The sequence below is a fragment of the Acidicapsa borealis genome (assembly GCF_059115245.1).
On record NZ_JCACNY010000001.1, the window covers coordinates 3107510 to 3127166 of the forward strand.

Below are 19657 nucleotides of genomic sequence, written 5' to 3' on the forward strand. Positions count from 1 at the left end.
TTCTACCGGGGTGGCCTGTTGGAATCTTCCGCCGGAACGTCCGGGCTTGCAGTCGCGGACCCAGTTGGCTAACAGGCACGCCGCTTTGCAAAACAAGAAAAAAAAGACGCAGCCGCGGACACAAGGAGCGTGCCCGCGACCAGCGCGAGAACCTAGGCTAAGGAGTGCAATCAAGACTTGAAAGTCGTACTTGTGGATTCAGGCTTGTGCCGATTTCTTATCTGGCTTGCGCCGAATTCCTGAATCGAAGTATCACCGCCGCGCGAGAAAATCAACATACCCGTTCGGCGTCACACGGCTGTGGCAAAGGTGGTAGACCGGGAGAGAATTCGGTAACCATAAATTTGATTACCGCTTTTGCTCCCGCGCCCTATCAGACTTTGATGGCGATGAAGAGGCCGCTGGAAGTAGCCAGAACGGTGCCTTGCGAGTTCCGAATCTGCGCTTCCGTCCAGTGCTTTCGGCCCTCGCTACGTGTCACACGCCCCTCGATGCGAATTGAAGATCCCGAAGGCACGGGCCGCAAATACTCAACCTGCATCTGCCGGGTCATGGCGGTGACGCCGCGTGCGCGATTCGCCTTGCTCATCGCTTCATCCAGGAGGGTCGCAATAATGCCGCCATGCAGGTAGCCGGGAGGCCCCTCGTACTGATCGGAGACTGCAGTCTCGCAGGCGACACTCTGATCCTCAGCGACAGAAAATTGCAACCGCAGCCCGACATCATTGTTCGGTCCACACCCGAAGCAGTGATTCTGCGCACCATGAAAGAGGGGAGTGAGATCCTGCGAAGGTTGCTCGCTCAAAGCTTTCCCTCCAGAACCTGCACATACTTCTCGCGATCAACGTTACCGCCAGTCAGGATAATCCCGATCCGCTTGCCACCAAGCGAGTCTTTCTCCTGGAGTGCTCCAGCGAGCGCAGCAGCAGCCGCGCCCTCCGCGAGATTATGCGTGTCCTCGTAATAGGCGCGCATCGTCGAGGAGATTTCAGCGTCCGACACTTCAACAATGCGACTCACGTTTTTCCAAATCACATCCATGGCGTCCCCATTGGGCAAGCGGCAGGCGAGCCCATCGGCAATCTGCGTGGTGGAGGAAAATTCGACAATGCGCTTTTCGCGGAAAGAGATCGCATATGAAGGCGATGCTGCCGCCACAACACCCACCACTTCCGTGTCGAGACCGAGAACATTCCGAGCCGCGGATACGCCACAGATCGACGAACCAAGCCCGATCGGGCACGTAGACCGTTTCCAGCTTCGGGGCGGCGTGCAGGAACTCAAGCGCGTATGTTGCCGTCCCCATCACCAGGCGCAGATGCAGCGACTCCACCATCGCGTAACTCGGTTGCGAGGCCAGCGTACGCGCATATTCGAGCGACTCCTGAAAATCGTCGCCATGTTCAATCAATTGCGCGCCCTGCGCCTGCATGGCAAGATTTTTCTCCCTGCTATTGCCATGCGGCACGACGATAACAGCTTTCAGCCCAAGCAGCCGCGCAGCCAGCCCGACACCCTGGCCGTGATTGCCGCGCGTAGCAGCAACAATTGTGGTAAGCCCGGGCTGCGTCTCCTTGAGCCACGTTGCGTAAACCAGCGCCCCACGTAGTTTGAATGCGCCGACCGGCGAATGGTTCTCATGCTTGATCCAGGCTTCAGTACCAACGCGCTGGTTCAGCAGCGGCCACGTATACTGCGGCGTTGCCTGCATGGAGCTGTAGACAATCTTCTGTGCATCTTCGATTTCAGCAAGAGTGGGCAATTGCATATTTTCAGCTTACGATAGGGTGGACCGAACAACCGGCATCGGATGAGGCATTTGGACCATCCTTCCGGTTAGCGCCCTTTTAATGTGTTGGGCGTAACGTACAGGTTCCAGCAACCTGAATCACAATGCCGAGGAGATTTTCACGATGAATCGCAGAATGGCTATCAAGCAAATGGGAGGACTGGCCAGCGCCGTCCTGCTGACTTCCGCAAGTATGAAGGCAAGCTCTTCGGGCATCCAGGCCGCGCCCGCACCAGCGCCCACCGGCCCGTACACGCTTCCGCCGCTGCCCTATGCCTATGACGCACTCGAGCCGTACATCGATGCCGAGACCATGCACCTGCACCACGACAAACATCACCAGTCCTACGTTGACAAGCTCAATACTGCCGTCGCCGGGCATCCCGAAGTAGCCGGCAAGCCCGTCGATGAGTTAGTGGCCAACCTCAGCGCAGTTCCGGAGCCGATCCGCAAGGCCGTCCGCAACCAGGGTGGAGGCCACGCCAACCACTCCTTCTGGTGGGGAACGCTCGGCAAAGGCGGAGCAGCGCCGACAGGCGAACTGGCCAAAGCCATCGACGCGAAGTTTGGCACCTTCTCCAGCTTTCAGGAGAAGTTGACCGCGGAGGCCGTCGGCGTATTTGGCAGCGGCTGGGCCTGGCTCGTCGTTTCACCATCAGGCCTCGAAATCGAGAGCACGCCCAACCAGGACAGCCCGCTGACCGCAGGCCTCAAGCCCATCCTCGGCATCGACGTCTGGGAGCACGCCTACTACCTCAAGTACAAGAACAAGCGCCCCGACTACGTAAAAGCCTTTTTCTCAGCCGTGAATTGGGACGCAGTCAGCGCCAAATTTGCGGATACAAAGAAAGCCTAGCCTCAAGCTTCATCACACAATAAACACCGGAAAACGTATCGCCCGATACAGCTTCTGCGGACCGACTCTGTATACCCTCTGCCGCGTCATGAATCATCCATGACGCGGCCGTTTTTTGTGCGCTTCCGCTGCATCTTCACTCTCTCGGACGCATCCAAAACGTGAGGCTCAAGCAGCCCATGGCAACTGTGTCAGGATTTTTCCGCTTTATCGGCGAGTTAAGCTACTTCGGCGTAAAAGCCTTGGTTCAGGCCTTTCGCCCTCCCGTCGAGTGGCAATACTTTCTCGTCGTCCTCGAAGACATTGGCTGGCGTTCACTCCCTCTCATCCTCGCGGCCGGATTCTCTCTCGGTGTCGTGCTCACCCTTCACACCCGAAGCACACTCGTCCGCTTCGGTGCCGACGCCATGATCCCCACCCTTCAGTCCACCAGCTTCTTTAATGAGTTAGGCCCGCTTCTCGCCGGCCTGCTGATCGCCGGCAGGGTCGGCTCAGGCATCGGAGCGGAACTGGCCAACATGCGCGCCACCGAGCAGATCGACGCGATTGAATCGCTCTCCGTCGATTCCTTCAAAATGCTCGTCGTCACCCGCATCCTCGCCTGCATCCTCGCGCTTCCACTGCTCACTGTCTTCATGGATTTCGCTGCGCTCATCGGTGGCTTTATCTCCGAATACTTTAGCTCCCATCTTTCTCTCGAACTCTATGTCAGTCGCGCCTTTGACAGCGTGCAGTGGTCCAACTTCCTCGCTCCCACTCTCAAGACCACTGTCTTCGGCTTCATCATCGGCACCGTCTCCTGCTACTTCGGTTACACCACCAATGAGGGCTCCGATGGGGTCCGCCGGGCTTCGATGAACAGCGTCGTCCTCTCGTCGCTGCTCATCATCCTCATCGATGTCATCCTCGTCAAAGGCATCTTCTTCCTCTTTCCGGAGAGTGCGGTATGAGCCAGGCAATCGCCCGCGAGGCAATCGGCCCAGAATCTGCTGCCGAGCCGGTCGCCAGATCCTCTCCAGGCAACGCAAGCGACTTCGCGGTGGAGTTCCGGCACGTCACCAAGTCTTTCGGAACGCGCAAAGTCCTGGACGACGTATCCTTTCAGATTCCCCGGGGCCAGGCCCTCTGCATCCTGGGCCGCAGCGGCACCGGCAAGAGCGTCACCCTCAAGCTCATGATCGGCCTCCTCAAGCCAGATCAAGGCGAAGTCTGCATCCAGTCAGAGGACATTTCACACTTTAATCCCGACAATCTTTCCCGCGTCCGGCGCCATATCGGCTTTCTCTTCCAAAGCGCAGCGCTCTTTGACTCCTTCACCGTCGGTGACAATCTGGCGCTCCCCCTGCGCCGCCTCGACAAATCCAAATCCGAAGAGCAAATCGAGATCGCCATCTGCCAGGCGCTCAAATCGGTTGGCCTGGATAAAGAGCGAGGCAAGATGCCCAACGAGCTCTCCGGCGGCATGAGGAAACGTGCCGGTCTGGCCCGCGCCCTCGTCCTCAACCCGCAACTTCTTCTCGTCGATGAGCCGAGCAGTGGGCTGGACCGCATCACCGCTTCTGAAATCGATGACCTCCTGCTCAAAGTCAAGGAGGAGAGCGACACCACCCTCGTCGTCGTCACTCACGATGTCCGCGGCGCCAGACGCATTGCCGACAACATTGCCGTGCTCGACCAGGGCCGGCTCGTCGGCTTTGGTACTGCAGCTGAACTTGAAAACAGCGACAACGACGTCGTACGCCAGCTCGTTTCGGAGTCCTGCACATGAAAATCCCCATGCTTCCCATAGGCATCTTCGTCGTCTGCGCACTCCTGCTCTTCGGCGGCGCGCTCTTTCTTATCGGAGACCGCCACAAAGCTTTCAGCCACCACGAAGACCTCTACACAGAGATCAGCGACGTCAACGGTCTCGTTCCAGGCTCCAAAGTCCGAGTCTCAGGCTACGACGCGGGAGAGCTCACCAGCCTCCAGATTCCCGGCCGTCCTTCCGCTAAGTTCCGCCTTCGCCTCCACATCGACGACACACTCCACAACCTCATCCGCCAGGACTCCGTCGTTTCGGTAGAGACCGACGGCCTCGTCGGCGACAAATACCTGATGATCCAGCAGGGAAGCGACAACGCCCCTGTCGCAACTCCCGGCACCACCCTCCTCAGTAAGGAACCGATCGAGATTTCAGCCGTCCTCAACAAGGCCACCAGCATTATGGATCAGGCCAATGCAACCATCGGTGACCTGCACGGGAGGCTGGATGGCACACTCGACTCGATGAAGGCCGCCGTGGTCAACACCAATGGTCTCGTGTCCGATGCGCGCCACGGCAAGGGAGCTGTGGGCATGCTGCTGAACGATCCCCAAACCGCCGCAAAGATGAAAGAGGTGGTCGCCAATGCCGACCAGGCCTCGACCAATCTCAACCAGGTCTCTATTCAGGCAAAGCAGGTCGTCTCAGACTTCCAATCCCGCAACCTCCCTCAAAAAGCTGAGGACACCCTCAACAACGCTAGGGATGCCTCACACCAAATCGACCTGACGACCCAACAGTTGAATACGACCCTGAATCAGGCACTCGGACCAGATTCGAGCGGCGCTACCGCCGGACAGAATATCCGCGAAACTCTGTCCAATGTGAATCTCGCAACGGTAAATCTCGCTGACGACACCGAAGCCCTAAAGCACAGCTTCTTCTTCAGGGGATTTTTCAAGAAGCGGGGTTTCTACAGCCTGACCGAACTGACGCCGCAGCAATATCGCAGCAACCGGTACTTCCAGAACCAGAAGAATCAGCGGGGCTGGCTCAACGCCGACGATGCCTTCACCCACGACCAGCAGGGCCACGAAGTCCTCTCCGAAGCCGGCAAAATGCAGATCGATCAGTTCATCGGCGCTGCCGGCGAATCCATCGCAACCCGGCCCATCGTCGTCGAAGGATATGCCAACCAAACCTCTGCAGCAGAAGAGCTGATCCTGTCCCGCTCCCGCTCGCTGCTCGTCTCCTCCTACATCGAAAAGCGGTTCCATCTCCCTGCAAAGAACATTGGCATCATGCCCCTCGACGCCACCGCTCCTGTATCCTCCGGAAAGAGCTCCTGGAACGGAGCATCCATTGTCTTGGTGGCCGAAGCAAAATGAAGAGAAACACGCTCGCGCTGGCAGTGCTCCTATCCCCATGGATGGCCTGCATCGGATGTCATTCAGAAACTCCCCTCACTCCGCAGCAAGCCGAAGGCCAGCATCTCTACGCAGTCCGCTGCGCCCATTGCCACGAAGACAACGATCTGGCCCTCAAACCCCCGCCTCCCGATATTCACGGCGTGCTTCTGAGGCCCAAACTCCCCAGCGGTATCCCCGCATCGGATAGCGTCGTTCGCAACCAGGTGCTGCTCGGCAAAGGCAACATGCCAGCCTTCCAGGGCCGCTTTACCGAGCCACAAATGCAAGCCCTCCTGTCCTATCTCCACACCGCAATGCGTTAGCACGAGACAGTCTTCCGTCCCTACCCCGTGTGTTACTCTCGTGGCCATGCAGAAGCTTGTACTGGCCTTTTTTGCTCTCCTGACGTTGCCTGCCTTTGCGCAGGACTCAACCAAAGCGCTGCTCGAACAACTCTCCAATGCCCCCGGACCTCCGGGAGCGGAAGAGCCTGTCCGCGCCATCATGGTCGGCGTCATGAAGCCGCTGTCCGACAGCCTGCGCTATGACGGCCTCGGATCGGTCATCGCCCAGCAGGGAAGCAGCGGCCCACGCATCATGGTGGACGCCCACATGGATGAGCTAGGCGGCATGGTGCGCCGGATCTCTCCCAACGGCTTTCTAACCATGCAGATGCTCGGCGGCTGGCTCGATCAGGCCCTGGTGGATCAGCGCTGGATCATTCTCGGCTCCAAAGGTCCCATTCATGCCGTCACCGGTATCCGCGATATCCACGTCGCGCCGGCCGACGAGCGCACACGGGTCTATCCTCGCGATCAGCTCTACCTCGATGTAGGCGCGAAAAGTGCCGATGAGGCCGCAGCCATGGGCCTCGAACCGGGCGACCCCGTCGTCCCCGACAGCCCCTTCGTCCAGCTCAACGGTACTGACAACTATCTCGGCAAAGCCTGGGACGACCGCGTCGGATGCGCGGCTTTGCTCGAAGCCATGCGCCGCACCGCGAAGTCGCCTCACCCAAACCAGATATTCTTCGCTGCGACCACCCAGGAGGAGATTGGCCTCCGCGGCGCCAGGACGGCAGCTCAACTCATCAAGCCAGACATCGGAATCGCCATCGAGGGCGGCATTGCCGGTGACACCTACGGCGGGCACCCAGAAGAGACGCAGGCCAAGCTAGGCTCCGGCCCCGGCCTCTTTCTTTACGACTCCAGCGCCCTCGCCAATCGCAAGTTTGTCGACCTCGTCAAACGCACCGCGAAGGAGAAGTCGATCCCGCTTCAGCTGGACCTGGTGCAGGGCTATGGCGATGACTCCGCGGAGATCCAGACCAGCAACGGCGGAGTACCCACGATTAATCTCGTAGCCCCTATCCGCTACACGCATGCCCACAGCGGCATTCTCAACCGCAAGGACTTCGATCAGCTGGTCGACCTCATCGTCGCTCTTCTCGGCAAGCTCGACGCCGCCACAGTCGAGCAGTTGCGCGACTTCACTCCCAAACCCTGACACTCCGGGACCGTCGCTCACCAGAGCGGCGGCACAGGTTCCTCGTAGAAACCGGGATTGGGTCCATTTTCGCTCGCGGTCCTCAAAAGACTGAGGTATGGCTTCACCGCAGGATCATAAGTCACGGTAATGAACCCGCCTCGCCCTGGTGAGCCATTCATTCCATCGTGCCCATCCGAGCCATCGTGTCCGTTGGAACCATTCGGGGTGCCAATGCCACCAGCACCGCCCCGGCCTCCTCGGCCGCCTTTTCCGCCGTTGCCGCCAGCCCCGCCCTGCGAGTCAATTGTCAGCGAACCCCCTTGCGGATCGACAAGGTAGAATCGCTCCTTTCCATTCGCAGAGGAGACACAAATCTCAACCAGGGCTGGAGTCTCAGCCAGACCCGGAGTAGCGGGATGCATCGTCATCCGCACCGTCACCGCAGGAGCATCGCTGCCATCACCGCCATTGCCTCCGTCGGTCGCATTCGTGCCGTCTGTTCCGTTACCGCCCGGTGAAGGATTAGTCGGATCGGTTGAGCCTGGACTACCGCTCGTTCCGTCTATGCCGGCAGTTCCGTCAAAGCCATTCGTTCCGCTGGCACCTTGAAAGTTTGCCCGGAACGCATAGTCATAACGCAGCGGAATATCAAGCTCAGCCTGCAGTCCGGGATGGCTCGGCACCGTGATGCTCACGTGCCCCGCCTTGCCATCGCTCACGCGCGGATCTTTCGGCAGCGTCAGCGTTCCCTTATTGTTGAAAGAAACAACCGTGGGCGTGACAGCCAGTTCCTTCCAAAGAACCTTGCCTTTGCCGGCGCCTTCGGTCACCCAGACCTTGCCCGTCTGATCGGTCAGCGTCACCACCAGCGCAGCCTTTTCCCCCGGCGCGATCCCAGGATTCTTAGCCAGCTTGGCCTCCAGGGAAGTCACCGGAATCTTTACCAGCGAGACTCGCCAACCCATCTTCACTTTCAGACCAGCACAGCCACTGAGAACAACTAGCAGGGAAGCACCAAAGCAAACAAAACACGGCCGAAACCTAGACAAACAGGCGCGCATAGCGCTCATGACAGCACTCCGTAAAGTCTTTCGTTCCAAAAACTACGCATGGATTCAGTCTGTTCTCAAGAACGTTCCGCACCCGGCGAAAGTTTCGGAATCTTCACGGCGCTATACTGGAGAGACTATGGCGACCGGCAAAACCTTCTATCTCGAAACATTCGGCTGCCAGATGAATGCGCATGACTCCGAGAAGGTCATTGGCACTCTGGAGTCAGAAGGCTACGCACAGGTACAGGTGGAAGAAGAAGCCGACCTGCTGCTCTACAACACCTGTTCCATCCGCGACAAGGCGGAGCAAAAAGTCTTCAACCGCCTCAACGACTATAAGAAGCTCCACAAGCAGGGCAAGCGCTTTGCCGTGATCGGCTGCGTCGCTCAGCAGGAGGGCGAGAAGATCTTCGAGCGCGCCCCGTATGTCTCGATGGTCGCCGGCTCCGCCTCCTACCGCAAGTTGCCAGAAATGCTCGCCCGCCTCGAAGCAGGCGAAAACCGCATCACCGGCCTTGACGACCGGCAGACCGACCTGACCTTCGAGACTGAGTTCACGTCGCGCCAGAATCCCTACCGCGGCTACATCACCATCATTGAAGGCTGCGACAAGTTCTGCGCCTACTGCGTCGTCCCCTACACGCGGGGTAAGGAGCGCAGCCGCACCTCCGACTCCGTCCTCGACGAAGCCCGTAAGATCGTTGACCTCGGCTACTCCGAGATCCAGCTTCTCGGCCAGAACGTGAACAGCTTCCGTGACCCCTCCGGCAAGCGCACCTTCGCCGAACTACTCGTGGCCCTTGGTGAACTGCCCGGAGTCCGTCGCGTCCGCTTCACCACCAGCCATCCCCGCGACTTCACGAAGGACATCGTCGAAGCCATCGACGCAACTCCGACCCTTTGCGACCACGTGCATCTTCCTGTCCAGTCCGGCTCGTCGCGCATCCTCCGCATGATGGCTCGTGAGTACACCCGCGATTGGTACTTGGAGCGCATCTCCTGGATCAAGTCCGCCAAGCGCCAGATCGCGCTCTCGACCGACATAATCGTCGGCTTCCCCGGCGAAACTCCCGACGACTTCATCGAGACCGTCGACCTGCTGAATGAGGTCCAGTACGACGCGGTATTCGGCTTCAAGTACTCGCCTCGTCCCAATACGCCGGCACTCGTCATGATTGATTCCATTCCGGATGCCGAGAAATCGACCCGGCTTCAAGTGCTCCTTGATCGTCAGCGGGACATTCAACGCCTCAATTATGACAAGCACTTAGGCGAAGTCATGGAAGTGATGGTTGAGGGAACCAACACAGCACGCGGGCAGATCATCGGCCGCAGCTCCCAGAACAAGCCCGTCAACTTCACCACCGCCAGCCCCATCGCACCCGCGCCGGGAAGCTATCGGAACGTTCTCATCACTAAGACGTTCCCCAACAGCCTGGTCGGCGAAGCGGTCTAGAAGACGAACGGAAGCAAGGAGGACGACATGGACGTAGAAATGCGCATTCGCGGACTGATGATGGACCCCAACACGAATATGCCCATCGTCATCCTTAAGGACGTCGCCTCCGACACTGTACTGCCTATTTGGGTCGGCATTTACGAAGCCAATGCCATTGCCATCGAAATAGAAAAGATGTCGACACCTCGTCCGATGACGCACGATCTCACGAAAAACCTGATTCATTACATGAATGGCCGCCTCGATCGTGTTGTTATTAAAGAGCTTATTGATGACACTTTCTATGCGGTACTTTGGCTTACCCAGAACGGCGAACAAATGACCGTCGATGCCCGCCCATCGGACGCGATCGCCCTGGCTCTGCGTTCCGATTGCCCAATCTACGTCGCCGAACCAGTCCTCGCCATGGCTCGCCTAAGCACCTCAGGTCCCCCGGACAGTGCCAGCACCGAGCATCTGCGCAAATGGCTTGAGGGCTTGAACGACGAGGATCTCGGCCGCTACAAGATGTAATTACCCTCACCCGGCTCAACCTTAAGGCTGACTGTCACCTCTGACTTTGGATCCATGACACCCTTTTTTGCACCAAGTATGGTTCTCCAGTACGCAAAAACAATAAGGAGTACTGGATGTTTTTTAAGAGGCAGGGTGTACGCGTCGCCGCGTGCGCAACTTTAGCATTATTAGCAACACTAGGATTCAGCACCCAATCAAAAGCTCAGGGATGCGTCGTAGCTCATTCCGTGGGTTCTGTTGGAGGCCCCGATAACGACGGCGGCTATCTCACAGCAGGGCACTGGCAACTGAATCTGGATTACCGGCATTTGTATTCCTTCCGACATTTTGTCGGCTCCGTGGAGCAGGTCTACCGCACCGAAGGCCATTCCAACGTCCGCAACCGCGTGAATCTCTTCGACGCAGGCCTCACCTACCAGATCACCGCGCGCTTCAGCGTCGAGGGAAATATTCCCGTCGAGTTCGCCAGCCGCCGCTACTACATCGCTGCGGGCAGTCTTGGCAATGGGGTTCCAGGCGTTAACCTGGTAGGCGATTTCGGCCTCTCCGGCGTCGGCGATATCAGCTTCATGGGCCAGGGCTGGATCTGGAATCCAAAGAAGAACCCCTCCCATAACATCCAGATCGGCCTCGGCGTGCAGATGCCAACCGGTCGTGACAACATCCAGAACCATTTCGCCCCGATCGCCGGCGGCCCGGCAACCGATAACACCGCCGATTACTCCGTCCAGCCAGGAATCGGCGTTTGGGCAATCCCATTCGCAATCAATTCGTTCCAATCCCTCAGCCATTCGACGCAGGCCTACTTCAACGGCAGCTACCTGGTCACTCCGTCCGAAACCAACGGCGTTGCCAACGTTTCGCCGCTCGGAACGCCAGAACCAGCGCAGGATGCCAAGATTTCGGCTGCGGACGAATATCTGCTGCAAGCCGGCTTCGCCTACATGGTCGCCCGGGTTCCCGGACTCACCGTAACCGCCGGCCTCCGCAAGGAAGGCGTTGTAGCCCATGACCTCATCGGCGGCAACGAAGGTTTCCGGCGCCCAGGCTACGCTGTTTCGTTTGAACCCGGCGTCGTCTACAGCATGAAAAACGGTCACGACGTTATCACCGCCAACATCGATCGCGCCATCTACCGCAACCGCATTGCCAGCGTACCGGACATGCAGTTGGGCACGCACGGCGATGCAGCGTTTGCTGACTGGCTCTGGCTGGCGAGCTTCCAGCACCGCTTCTAAGCTCGCAGTCTTAGGTTTTTGCAACAATTTCAGCCATGCCTCATTCTCACTCGCGTACGGCAGGGTGAGGATGGGGCAACTTTTTGCCAACTGGTCATTACGATGAGGAAATGGGAGAAGTCATGAATTACCGTCTGCTGCGTCTCGCATGTATGGCTCTATGCGTGCTGGGCTGGGTCACGATTGCGGGTGCCGGAGCTGAGAAGCCCGCCTCGTTAACCCTGAAAGACATGCAGGGAAGCAAAGTAAAGCTAAGCGACCTGCGCGGCAAGGTCGTCGTACTCAACTTCTGGGCCACCTGGTGCGGTCCATGCGACGCAGAGATGCCGATGCTCGTCAAGACAGCTGCTAGTTATGCCGGCAAGAACGTCGCCTTCATCGGAGCCTCTGTCGATGAAGAAGAGACACAGAAGAAAATTGCTCCCTACATCCAGAAGCGCCAGATCACCTACCCCATCTGGATCGGCGCAACCGACGACGACATGAAGCACCTCCAACTCGGCAACATCGTTCCCGCGACCCTCTTCCTGGACGAAACAGGCGTCGTACGCGCTCGCATTCTGGGCCAGATGAAGCCCGGCGAGATCGAAGAGCGAGTGAACTGGCTGCTTGCGAACCAGCAGGGATCCGCCCCTCCGGCCATCGTCAAACACCTCGACGAAAAGTAGTCGGTCCGTACGAAAGCCAGGTCAGCGCATCGTCTGATAAGTTGTCTGGGATGAAAATTCCTGGCAACTCTCGCTCCGAAAAGGTATCGTTACCATTTTCGCTCCTGGCTCTGGGCTCGCTGCTGCTGAGCGCTGCCGGACTCTCCGCTCAGAACTCGCTCGTTGCCGCCGTCGATCCCATGATCGGAACTGCCAACGACGGCAACACCTATCCCGGAGTAACCGTGCCGTTCGGCATGATCCAGTGGAGCCCCGACACCAGCCAGAATTTCTATTACTACGGCGACAAGGCAATCCGCGGCTTCAGCGTGACGCACCTCAGCGGCGCCGGCTGCCCGCTCTACGCCGATATGCCGATCCTGCCGCTCAGCGACCGCCCCGCAGCGCAACGCGACCTCGAGCATCCAGAAACCGCCGCCTTCGACCACAGCAAAGAAACCGCCCAGGCCGGCTACTACTCGGTCGTTCTCGCCGACGGTACCCGCGTCGAACTCACCACCACAGACCGCAGCGGCATAGCCCGCCTCACCTATCCGAAGGGCAAGCACGCCGGCCTGCTCATCAATGGCCCCGGCAGCGCCTCTGCCGACGTCCACATGGCCATCCTGCCGCCAGTAGGCCGCGAGCACGACGCCGAAGCCCTCACCGTAGGACCGGACGGCGCCGTCACCGGCACCATCACCGCCGGCGGCTTCTGCGGCACACCGACGAAATACACGATCCACGTCGCCTTCCAGTTCAAGAGCAAGCCAACCTCCGTCGCTCTCTGGCAGAACGGCACACTCCAGGAAAAAACCACGAACGTCTCTGGCAAACGCGCCGCAGCCTGGGTTGATCTGGGCAGCCAGTCCACGCAGATCATCAAAGTTGGCCTCTCCTACGTCAGCGACGACAACGCCCGCGCCAACCTGAAAGCCGAAATCCCCGGCTGGGACTTCGACACCGTCCGCAAACAGGCGCAAACGCGCTGGGAGAAGACTCTGGCAAAGGTCAAAGTCGATGGCGGCACCGAAGCTCAGCGCAAGATCTTTTACACCGGCGTTTACCACGAACTCATCGGCCAGACCCTCTTCAGCGACATGAACGGCGAATACCCCGGCATGGACGGCAAGATCTACAAGGTCAAGCCCGGCCAGATGGGCCAGTACACCAACGTCTCCGACTGGGACATCTACCGCAACACCGTCCAGTTCCAGGCCCTGCTGTTTCCGCAGGAGGCCGCCGACCTCGCCCAGTCCCTCGTAAACTTTGCCGAACAGCTAGGCTCCTACCCGCGATGGGTGGCGGCCAATGACAGCACTTATGTCATGGGCGGGGACTCGCCGGCAATCATCGTCTCCTCCATCTACGCCTTCGGAGCCAAAGGCTTCGACGCGAAGACAGCTCTGAATTACGCGCTTAAAGTCGCCGACACCCCCGGCCTCGGCCAGCACGGCCGACCCGAGCGCGTCATGCTCGCCGAATCGCTGAAGCTCGGCTACATCCCCTCGACCGACGACATCTCGATCTCTGAAATGCTCGAGACCGACAGCGCCGATTACTCCATCGCCCAACTGGCCAAATCGCTCAACGACAACGCCGACTACGAACGGATGCTCAAGCGCTCCGGCAATTGGCGCAATGTCATGGACCCCGAAACGCATTGGCTCCGTCCACGCGCAGCCGATGGCACCTGGGAGCCGGGCTTTGACGCAGAAAAATCTCTGCCCAAGCGCCAGAATTCGCCGCTCTCCACCGACCAGGCCGGATTCGAGGAAGGGAACACCTATCAGTACACCTTCATGCTGCCCTTCGACTATCGCGGCCTCTTCGACGCCATCGGTGACGACGCCGTCGTCGAAAAGCGCCTTGACCATTTCTTCACCAAGCTCGTCTGCTGGGGCGAACCCTGCTTCAACATGGCCAACGAGCCGGACTTCGTAACCCCTTACGCCTACACTTTCCTCGGCAAGCCCGCCAAGACGGCCTCCGTCATCGACCGGGTCGAAAAGGAAACCTTCAACACCGCCCCCGGCGGCATCCCCGGCAACGACGATCTCGGCGCTACCTCCGGGGTCTATATCTGGAACGCCCTGGGAATGTATCCGGCCATCCCCGGACTCGGCGGCGTAGTCCTCGGCACGCCCATGTTCGACAAGTCTGTCATTCAACTTGGCGGCAAGGGAACGCTGACCGTCACCCGCAAGGGCTCCGGGATCTACGTGCAATCGGTCATGCTCAACGGCAAACCGCAATCCAGCTCGTGGATTCCGGTTGCAGAGCTGCTCGGACACGAGAGCCGGCTCGAGTTCACCATGGGCGAACAGCCCAGCAGTTGGGCCACAGCGACAGGGGATCGGCCTCCATCCGTCACGGCTGCGAAATAACGACCCGACCCGACGGCCCAAGACGATCATCCTTGGGCTGTCGGGCAATCCTGCATTAGGAATGGGCTGTATGATAAACATATATATGAAGTTGACCGACGCGACATGAAGATAAGGCTCGCCTCATTATCAGACATACCAGCAGTCATGGCGGTCGTCCGCCGCGTGGTCCCACTGATGCGCGCCAGCGGCAACCTGCAGTGGGATGACCATTACCCGAATCCTAGCGTCTTCGAACGGGATGTCGCGCTCAATCAACTCTGGCTCGCCGAGCTCGACGGGCAGATCGCCGGAGTGGCCGCGATTACCACCGATCAGGACCAGGAATACACCCAGGTAGGCTGGGACATTACCGAACTCGCCATCGTCGTCCACAGGGTTGCCGTAGACCCGGCCTTCCAGGGAAAAGGCGTGGCAGCGGCTCTCATGGTTAAGGCAGAAGAGGTAGCCCGGTCCCAGGGAATCGCCGCGTTACGCGTAGACACCAACACCAACAATCAGGTCACCCGGCGTCTCTTCCCAAAACTCGGCTACAAGCTCGCCGGCGAAATCACACTCGCGTTTAGACCAGGGCTACGCTTTCTCTGCTATGAAAAGCGGCTTGCCTAGGGGAAGTAACGGGAAGCGTAAGTGATGATTCATGAAAGGAATATGATTAAAAACATGGAAACTGATTTAATTATTACAGAATATCTGTTATCAGACATGATTCAATCGAAGCTTGCTCCTAACGGATAGGTTTGCCCCCTTCAACCAGTCGTTACAACCACACCGCTTGAGACATGTTAGGCTCGTCCCAAACGGGTACTTCAAGGAATCCTTACAAGTGAACGTCTTCCAACGATCCTCAGCAAAATTGCTCTTTGCCGCAGCTTCTGTCTTCTTTCTGCCACTCACAGCCTGCCTGCACGCTCCGAATCCGGACACGCGCGTGGCGGATGAGCAGACGATCCGTGATCTGGACGCGCAGTGGTCCAAAGACGCAAGCGCGCACAACCTGGGGGCTGTGGTTTCTTACTACACTGACGACGCCCTCCTGCTTGGACCGGATGAACCCGTCTCCAAGGGGAAGCCGGCCATCCGGGACTCTTGGGCCGGTGCTCTTGAAACCTTTGCTCAACTCTCCTGGGAGGTCAAGACCATCGAGGTCGCCCGGGCAGGCGATTTGGCATACCTCACTGGTGCCTGGAAAGGTACGATCAAAGGCGCGAAAGGCTCCACCCTTCCAGCCTCCGGCAAGCTGCTCGAAGTCTGGAAAAGGCAGCCAGACGGAACATGGAAATGCGTAGCCGACACCTATAACTCCGACGCCCCCATGGCCCCCGCACCCGCTGTTAAGAAGTAAGACCAACTTCTCGCTTCCGTTCAATGCGGGACATCCGGCCGCACCGTTTCGGCAATCCGCCGCATCGAACCCGGTATGAGTGATTTTCAAAAAACGTTCAAACTAGGCGGGGATCTTGAGATCAACCGTCTCGGTTTTGGTGCCATGCGGATCGTTGGCGATGGCGTGTGGGGTGAGCCGAAAGATGCTGAAAACTCCAGGAATGTGTTGAAGCGCGCCGTAGAACTCGGCGTGAATTTTATCGACACAGCTGACTCCTACGGTCCGGATGTAAGCGAAAGACTGATCGGCGAGGCGCTCTCACCCTACGCGCCCGGTTTAGTAATTGCAACAAAAGGCGGACTCACCCGCCAGGGCCCGAACAAGTGGTTGCCAGTCGGTCGCCCCGAGTACCTTACGCAGCAAGTCGAAATGAGTCTGCGTCTGCTGAAAACGGACAGGCTGGACCTGTGGCAGCTTCATCGAATCGACCCTAAGACTCCCGTCGAAGAATCGCTGGGGGCGATCAAAGATCTGCAGAAAGTCGGCAAGATACTGCATATCGGCTTGAGCGAAGTGAAGGTGCCTGAGATCGAGCAGGCCCGCAAGGTCGTTGACATCGTGAGCGTTCAGAATAAGTACAACCTCAGCGATCGCGCCCACGAAGATGTCCTTGAGTACTGCGAAAAGAACAATATCGCGTTCATCCCCTGGTTCCCTATCGCAGCCGGCAAGCTGGCTCAGCCCGGCGGCATTCTGGACGCAGCAGCCAAGCGGCACAACGCAACCGTAGGACAGATCTCGATCGCGTGGCTGCTGCAGCATTCCCCGGTGATCCTGCCCATTCCAGGCACCTCCTCGATCAAACATCTGGAAGAAAACCTGAAGTCAGCCGATGTCCAACTGTCGGATTCCGAGTGGGCTGAAATCGAGGCGGCAGCGAAAGCCTGATTCTCCCACTGTTTACCTTCCGATAGCCCCTGCTGTGCGCACAATTGGCGCAGCAGGGGCTTCCCTTTTTATGCTTGAGTCGGATCCTTGTGGAGGTTTCCATGGCACTCAAGTTCACCACCTCGTATCTCGACGACGCGATCTCTGTCTTTCGCTACTACAAGCGGCTCGCCGATGAGGCGATAGCTCAGCTCGAGGATCACCAACTCCACGAGTCGCTTGACCCGGAGATGAACTCGATTGCGGTCATCGTCAAGCACATGTCCGGCAACATGCGTTCCCGTTGGAGCGATTTTCTCCACTCCGACGGCGAAAAGCCATGGCGCAATCGCGATGAGGAATTTGAACAGCCGCCGCAGACCCCCGAAGCCTTGATGCAGCTTTGGGAGAGCGGCTGGGAAGCGCTTTTCTCCGCCCTGGAACCGCTGACAGAATCTGACTTAAGCCGCGTCGTAACCATCCGCGGAGAAGCGCATTCGGTCATGCAAACCATCAATCGCCAACTCGCCCATTACCCGTATCACTGCGGTCAAATCGTCTTTTGGGCTAAACACCTCAAATGCCAAAACTGGCGATCCCTGAGCGTCCCTCGCAACAAATCTCAGGAATTTAACCAGAAGGTCGCAGCCGGCGAAGCCAGTCAGAGATGAAATGTGCCGTGGGCGAATAAACAACGAATATAGCCGATCCGTGATATTCCGGAAATCGCCAGAAATTGGATGCACAAACAGCCATACTTCAACGCAATCGTATCTTGCTCAAAATTAAGCAACTTACAACAAAATTACTTGACAGAGAAGTTTAGCTGCCGGGGATCGAAATTGTTCCACGAGGAACAATCTGTAGAACAAATCGTGGAACAATCTCCTGCCTCGGGACCGCTCAGTCCCCTTTTCGATCACTCAACTGCTGGTGAGACCAGCATTGCGCCGTTTGGCGTCACACCCGTGAGCGCCAACTTCTGCGAATCCTTATGCCACCGGTGCAGCAAAATAGATGAGATCACGATCAGCGCAAGCGTCAGCCCGATCCACATACCGTAAATGCCCCGCTTGAGCACGAAGCACAAGATAAGGCCGAGAGGCAGACCGACACACCAGTAGCCGATGAAGTTGGCGATCATCGGCGCGCGAGTCTGGCCGAGTCCACGCAGTGCGCCAGTGCATACAGATTGAACTCCATCGAAGACCTGGAAAGCGGCTGCAATCCAGAGCAGGCTGGGGCCTACGGCCAGCACACGAGGGTCGTGCGTGTACAGCTCGATCAGCGGTTTCGGAATGATAAAGAACACGATGCCTGCGAGTATCATGGCGCACGTTCCCAACATGAGAGCAAGCCATCCGGCACGGCGGGCGCGAGCCTTATCGCCCGCGCCTACTGCGTGGCCGACGCTTACGGCTGCTGCTGCCGAGATGCCCAATGGCACCATGTAGGTAATGCTGGCGTAGTTGATCGCAATCTGGTGCGTTGCCAGCGCAATTGGTGTGAGCCATCCGGCGGAGAGCGTTGCTACGTTCCACGCGCCAACTTCAAGGGTGATCTGCCCGGCGGCAGGCAGGCCCAGGCGGACAAGTTGGCGTATACGATCGAGTTGCGGACGGGCCCAATGCTGAAAGAGCGGATGGCCGCGCTTGCGTTCATAGCGCCAGGCAAAGCCAAGCATAGATGCGGCCATCATGATGCGCGCAACGACGGTCGATAATGCCGAGCCGCGCACGCCCATTGCGGGGAAGCCGAGATGGCCGCTGATGAGCACCCAGTTCCCTCCCCAGTTCAGCAGGTTGGCGCCGATGTACGTCAGCGTGATGACGCGGACCTGGCCGACTCCCTGCAGATAGCGGCGCGACGCGCCGTAGATCAACAGAGGCAGTATGCTCCAGTCGAGAATGCGGAGGTAGGAGCCTGCCGGGCCGGCAACTTCAGGCGTAATACCGAACGGGCTAAAACCGAAGCTGGCGATGGCAACGACGATCATCAGGATTGGCGAGATCAAGAGTGCGAGATAGATGCCCTGCGCGAGCCAGCGATGGCAATCGTCGTAATCCTTGCGGCCAAAGGCTTGCGCCACCACAGTATCGAGACCGAGCAGCAGGCCGATGCCAAAGAGTGAGGGTGTGTAGAAAACCGCGTTGCCGACGGCGACCGCACCGATGGCGGCAGGACCAAGTTTGCCGACCATGATGGTATCGACGACGCCCTGCGCCATCCAGCCGAGCTCGCTGAGTACGACGGGGATCGCGAGCTTCACCAGGGCCGCGAGTTCCCTCTTCCACTCTTGCCCTTTTCCGTGTTGTGCAGCTTGGCCCATCGGAGTAGTTTAAATGTTACGTCGAACCGGACTGAAGAGCTGCAAGGCTTGGCGACTGCGAGGGCTCTTTATCTATGACTGAGAATGACGATGAGGATGACTTCCCTGCCCAGACACATTCGCGTGGATACTATATCGGCCTTGGTTTGATGGGGATTTTTTACCTTGGCGCTGGAGCCAATCATTTCCTGAGCACGCAGACGTATCTTGCCGTGATGCCGCCGTACATTCCTGAGCCTGCGGCGATGGTTGCGATCAGCGGCGTGGCAGAAATACTGGGCGGTATCGGAGTGCTCGTGCCGCGCACCAGAACCTTTTCTGCATGGGGACTGGTCTTAATGCTCATCGCGTTTCTTCCAGTGCACATCAACATGTGCCTGCATCCAGACCACTTCCCGACCATTCCATTATGGGCGATCTGGATACGTTTGCCGCTGCAGATGCCACTGATTGCATGGGCCTGGTACTACACGCGATAGAGTACTCCAC

Annotated in this window: 20 protein-coding genes and 1 pseudogene; 16 read left to right on the forward strand and 5 right to left on the reverse strand. The window is 58.4% G+C overall.

The window, feature by feature from the left end; all coding sequences use genetic code 11:
• Window positions 1–373: 373 nt before the first annotated feature.
• The 3 genes and pseudogenes from AC5S27_RS12790 to AC5S27_RS12800 all read right to left on the reverse strand — a co-directional run.
• Window positions 374–805, reverse strand: a complete 432-nt coding sequence (locus AC5S27_RS12790; protein WP_493934943.1) for a PaaI family thioesterase — start codon at window positions 803–805, stop codon at window positions 374–376.
• Window positions 802–1284: a pyridoxal-phosphate dependent enzyme gene (locus AC5S27_RS12795; RefSeq protein ID WP_493934944.1), complete on the reverse strand. Its 483-nt coding sequence runs from the start codon at window positions 1282–1284 to the stop codon at window positions 802–804. Before AC5S27_RS12795 ends, AC5S27_RS12790 begins: the two co-directional genes overlap by 4 nt.
• A gap of 13 nt (window positions 1285–1297) precedes the next feature.
• A pseudogene (locus AC5S27_RS12800) lies at window positions 1298–1768 on the reverse strand (pyridoxal-phosphate dependent enzyme); the annotation flags it as partial.
• A 145-nt stretch (window positions 1769–1913) separates the two neighbouring features.
• On the opposite strand from AC5S27_RS12800, the gene AC5S27_RS12805 reads away from it, so the two are divergent.
• The 6 genes from AC5S27_RS12805 to AC5S27_RS12830 all read left to right on the forward strand — a co-directional run bounded on the left by AC5S27_RS12805 (window position 1914) and on the right by AC5S27_RS12830 (window position 7304).
• On the forward strand, window positions 1914–2645 hold the full coding sequence (locus tag AC5S27_RS12805; RefSeq protein WP_493934945.1) for a superoxide dismutase: 732 nt from the start codon (window positions 1914–1916) through the stop codon (window positions 2643–2645).
• Between the two features lie 179 nt (window positions 2646–2824).
• Complete coding sequence (locus tag AC5S27_RS12810) at window positions 2825–3595, forward strand: MlaE family ABC transporter permease (RefSeq protein ID WP_493934946.1); 771 nt, start codon at window positions 2825–2827, stop codon at window positions 3593–3595.
• Complete coding sequence (locus tag AC5S27_RS12815; RefSeq protein WP_493934947.1) at window positions 3592–4413, forward strand: ABC transporter ATP-binding protein; 822 nt, start codon at window positions 3592–3594, stop codon at window positions 4411–4413. The genes AC5S27_RS12810 and AC5S27_RS12815 overlap by 4 nt, the downstream gene beginning before the upstream one ends.
• Window positions 4410–5777 (forward strand): MlaD family protein, encoded by a 1368-nt coding sequence (locus tag AC5S27_RS12820; RefSeq protein ID WP_493934948.1) that lies wholly within the window; start codon window positions 4410–4412, stop codon window positions 5775–5777. Before AC5S27_RS12815 ends, AC5S27_RS12820 begins: the two co-directional genes overlap by 4 nt.
• Window positions 5774–6121, forward strand: a complete 348-nt coding sequence (locus AC5S27_RS12825) for a c-type cytochrome (RefSeq protein WP_493934949.1) — start codon at window positions 5774–5776, stop codon at window positions 6119–6121. Before AC5S27_RS12820 ends, AC5S27_RS12825 begins: the two co-directional genes overlap by 4 nt.
• 46 nt (window positions 6122–6167) lie before the next feature.
• Window positions 6168–7304 (forward strand): M42 family metallopeptidase, encoded by a 1137-nt coding sequence (locus AC5S27_RS12830; protein ID WP_493934950.1) that lies wholly within the window; start codon window positions 6168–6170, stop codon window positions 7302–7304.
• Between the two features lie 17 nt (window positions 7305–7321).
• On the opposite strand, the gene AC5S27_RS12835 is transcribed toward AC5S27_RS12830, so the two are convergent.
• On the reverse strand, window positions 7322–8251 hold the full coding sequence (locus AC5S27_RS12835) for a hypothetical protein (protein WP_493934951.1): 930 nt from the start codon (window positions 8249–8251) through the stop codon (window positions 7322–7324).
• A 223-nt stretch (window positions 8252–8474) separates the two neighbouring features.
• Between AC5S27_RS12835 and miaB the strand changes: the two genes are divergently transcribed.
• From miaB to AC5S27_RS12880, 9 genes are all read left to right on the forward strand, one after another.
• Window positions 8475–9794 carry a tRNA (N6-isopentenyl adenosine(37)-C2)-methylthiotransferase MiaB gene (gene miaB / locus AC5S27_RS12840; RefSeq protein WP_493934952.1) on the forward strand — a complete coding sequence of 440 codons (1320 nt, stop codon included), beginning with the start codon at window positions 8475–8477 and terminating at the stop codon, window positions 9792–9794.
• A 27-nt stretch (window positions 9795–9821) separates the two neighbouring features.
• Entirely contained in the window at window positions 9822–10310 is a 489-nt protein-coding gene (locus AC5S27_RS12845) for a bifunctional nuclease family protein (RefSeq protein ID WP_493934953.1), read from the forward strand.
• Window positions 10311–10540: 230 nt separating this feature from the next.
• Window positions 10541–11551 (forward strand): hypothetical protein, encoded by a 1011-nt coding sequence (locus AC5S27_RS12850; RefSeq protein ID WP_493934954.1) that lies wholly within the window; start codon window positions 10541–10543, stop codon window positions 11549–11551.
• A 122-nt stretch (window positions 11552–11673) separates the two neighbouring features.
• Window positions 11674–12219: a TlpA disulfide reductase family protein gene (locus AC5S27_RS12855; RefSeq protein ID WP_493934955.1), complete on the forward strand. Its 546-nt coding sequence runs from the start codon at window positions 11674–11676 to the stop codon at window positions 12217–12219.
• A gap of 50 nt (window positions 12220–12269) precedes the next feature.
• On the forward strand, window positions 12270–14585 hold the full coding sequence (locus AC5S27_RS12860; protein ID WP_493934956.1) for a GH92 family glycosyl hydrolase: 2316 nt from the start codon (window positions 12270–12272) through the stop codon (window positions 14583–14585).
• 147 nt (window positions 14586–14732) lie between these two features.
• Window positions 14733–15194 (forward strand): GNAT family N-acetyltransferase, encoded by a 462-nt coding sequence (locus AC5S27_RS12865; protein ID WP_493934957.1) that lies wholly within the window; start codon window positions 14733–14735, stop codon window positions 15192–15194.
• 217 nt (window positions 15195–15411) lie between these two features.
• Entirely contained in the window at window positions 15412–15930 is a 519-nt protein-coding gene (locus tag AC5S27_RS12870; protein WP_493934958.1) for a YybH family protein, read from the forward strand.
• A gap of 75 nt (window positions 15931–16005) precedes the next feature.
• Complete coding sequence (locus AC5S27_RS12875; protein ID WP_493934959.1) at window positions 16006–16860, forward strand: aldo/keto reductase; 855 nt, start codon at window positions 16006–16008, stop codon at window positions 16858–16860.
• 101 nt (window positions 16861–16961) lie between these two features.
• Complete coding sequence (locus AC5S27_RS12880) at window positions 16962–17510, forward strand: DUF1572 domain-containing protein (RefSeq protein WP_493934960.1); 549 nt, start codon at window positions 16962–16964, stop codon at window positions 17508–17510.
• A 248-nt stretch (window positions 17511–17758) separates the two neighbouring features.
• Here AC5S27_RS12880 and AC5S27_RS12885 read toward each other — a convergent pair whose 3' ends face one another.
• The gene (locus tag AC5S27_RS12885; RefSeq protein WP_493934961.1) at window positions 17759–19108 is read right to left on the reverse strand and encodes an MATE family efflux transporter; all 1350 of its coding nucleotides are present in this window, start codon (window positions 19106–19108) and stop codon (window positions 17759–17761) included.
• 134 nt (window positions 19109–19242) lie between these two features.
• Between AC5S27_RS12885 and AC5S27_RS12890 the strand changes: the two genes are divergently transcribed.
• Window positions 19243–19647, forward strand: a complete 405-nt coding sequence (locus AC5S27_RS12890) for a DoxX family protein (protein ID WP_493934962.1) — start codon at window positions 19243–19245, stop codon at window positions 19645–19647.
• Window positions 19648–19657 lie beyond the last annotated feature (10 nt).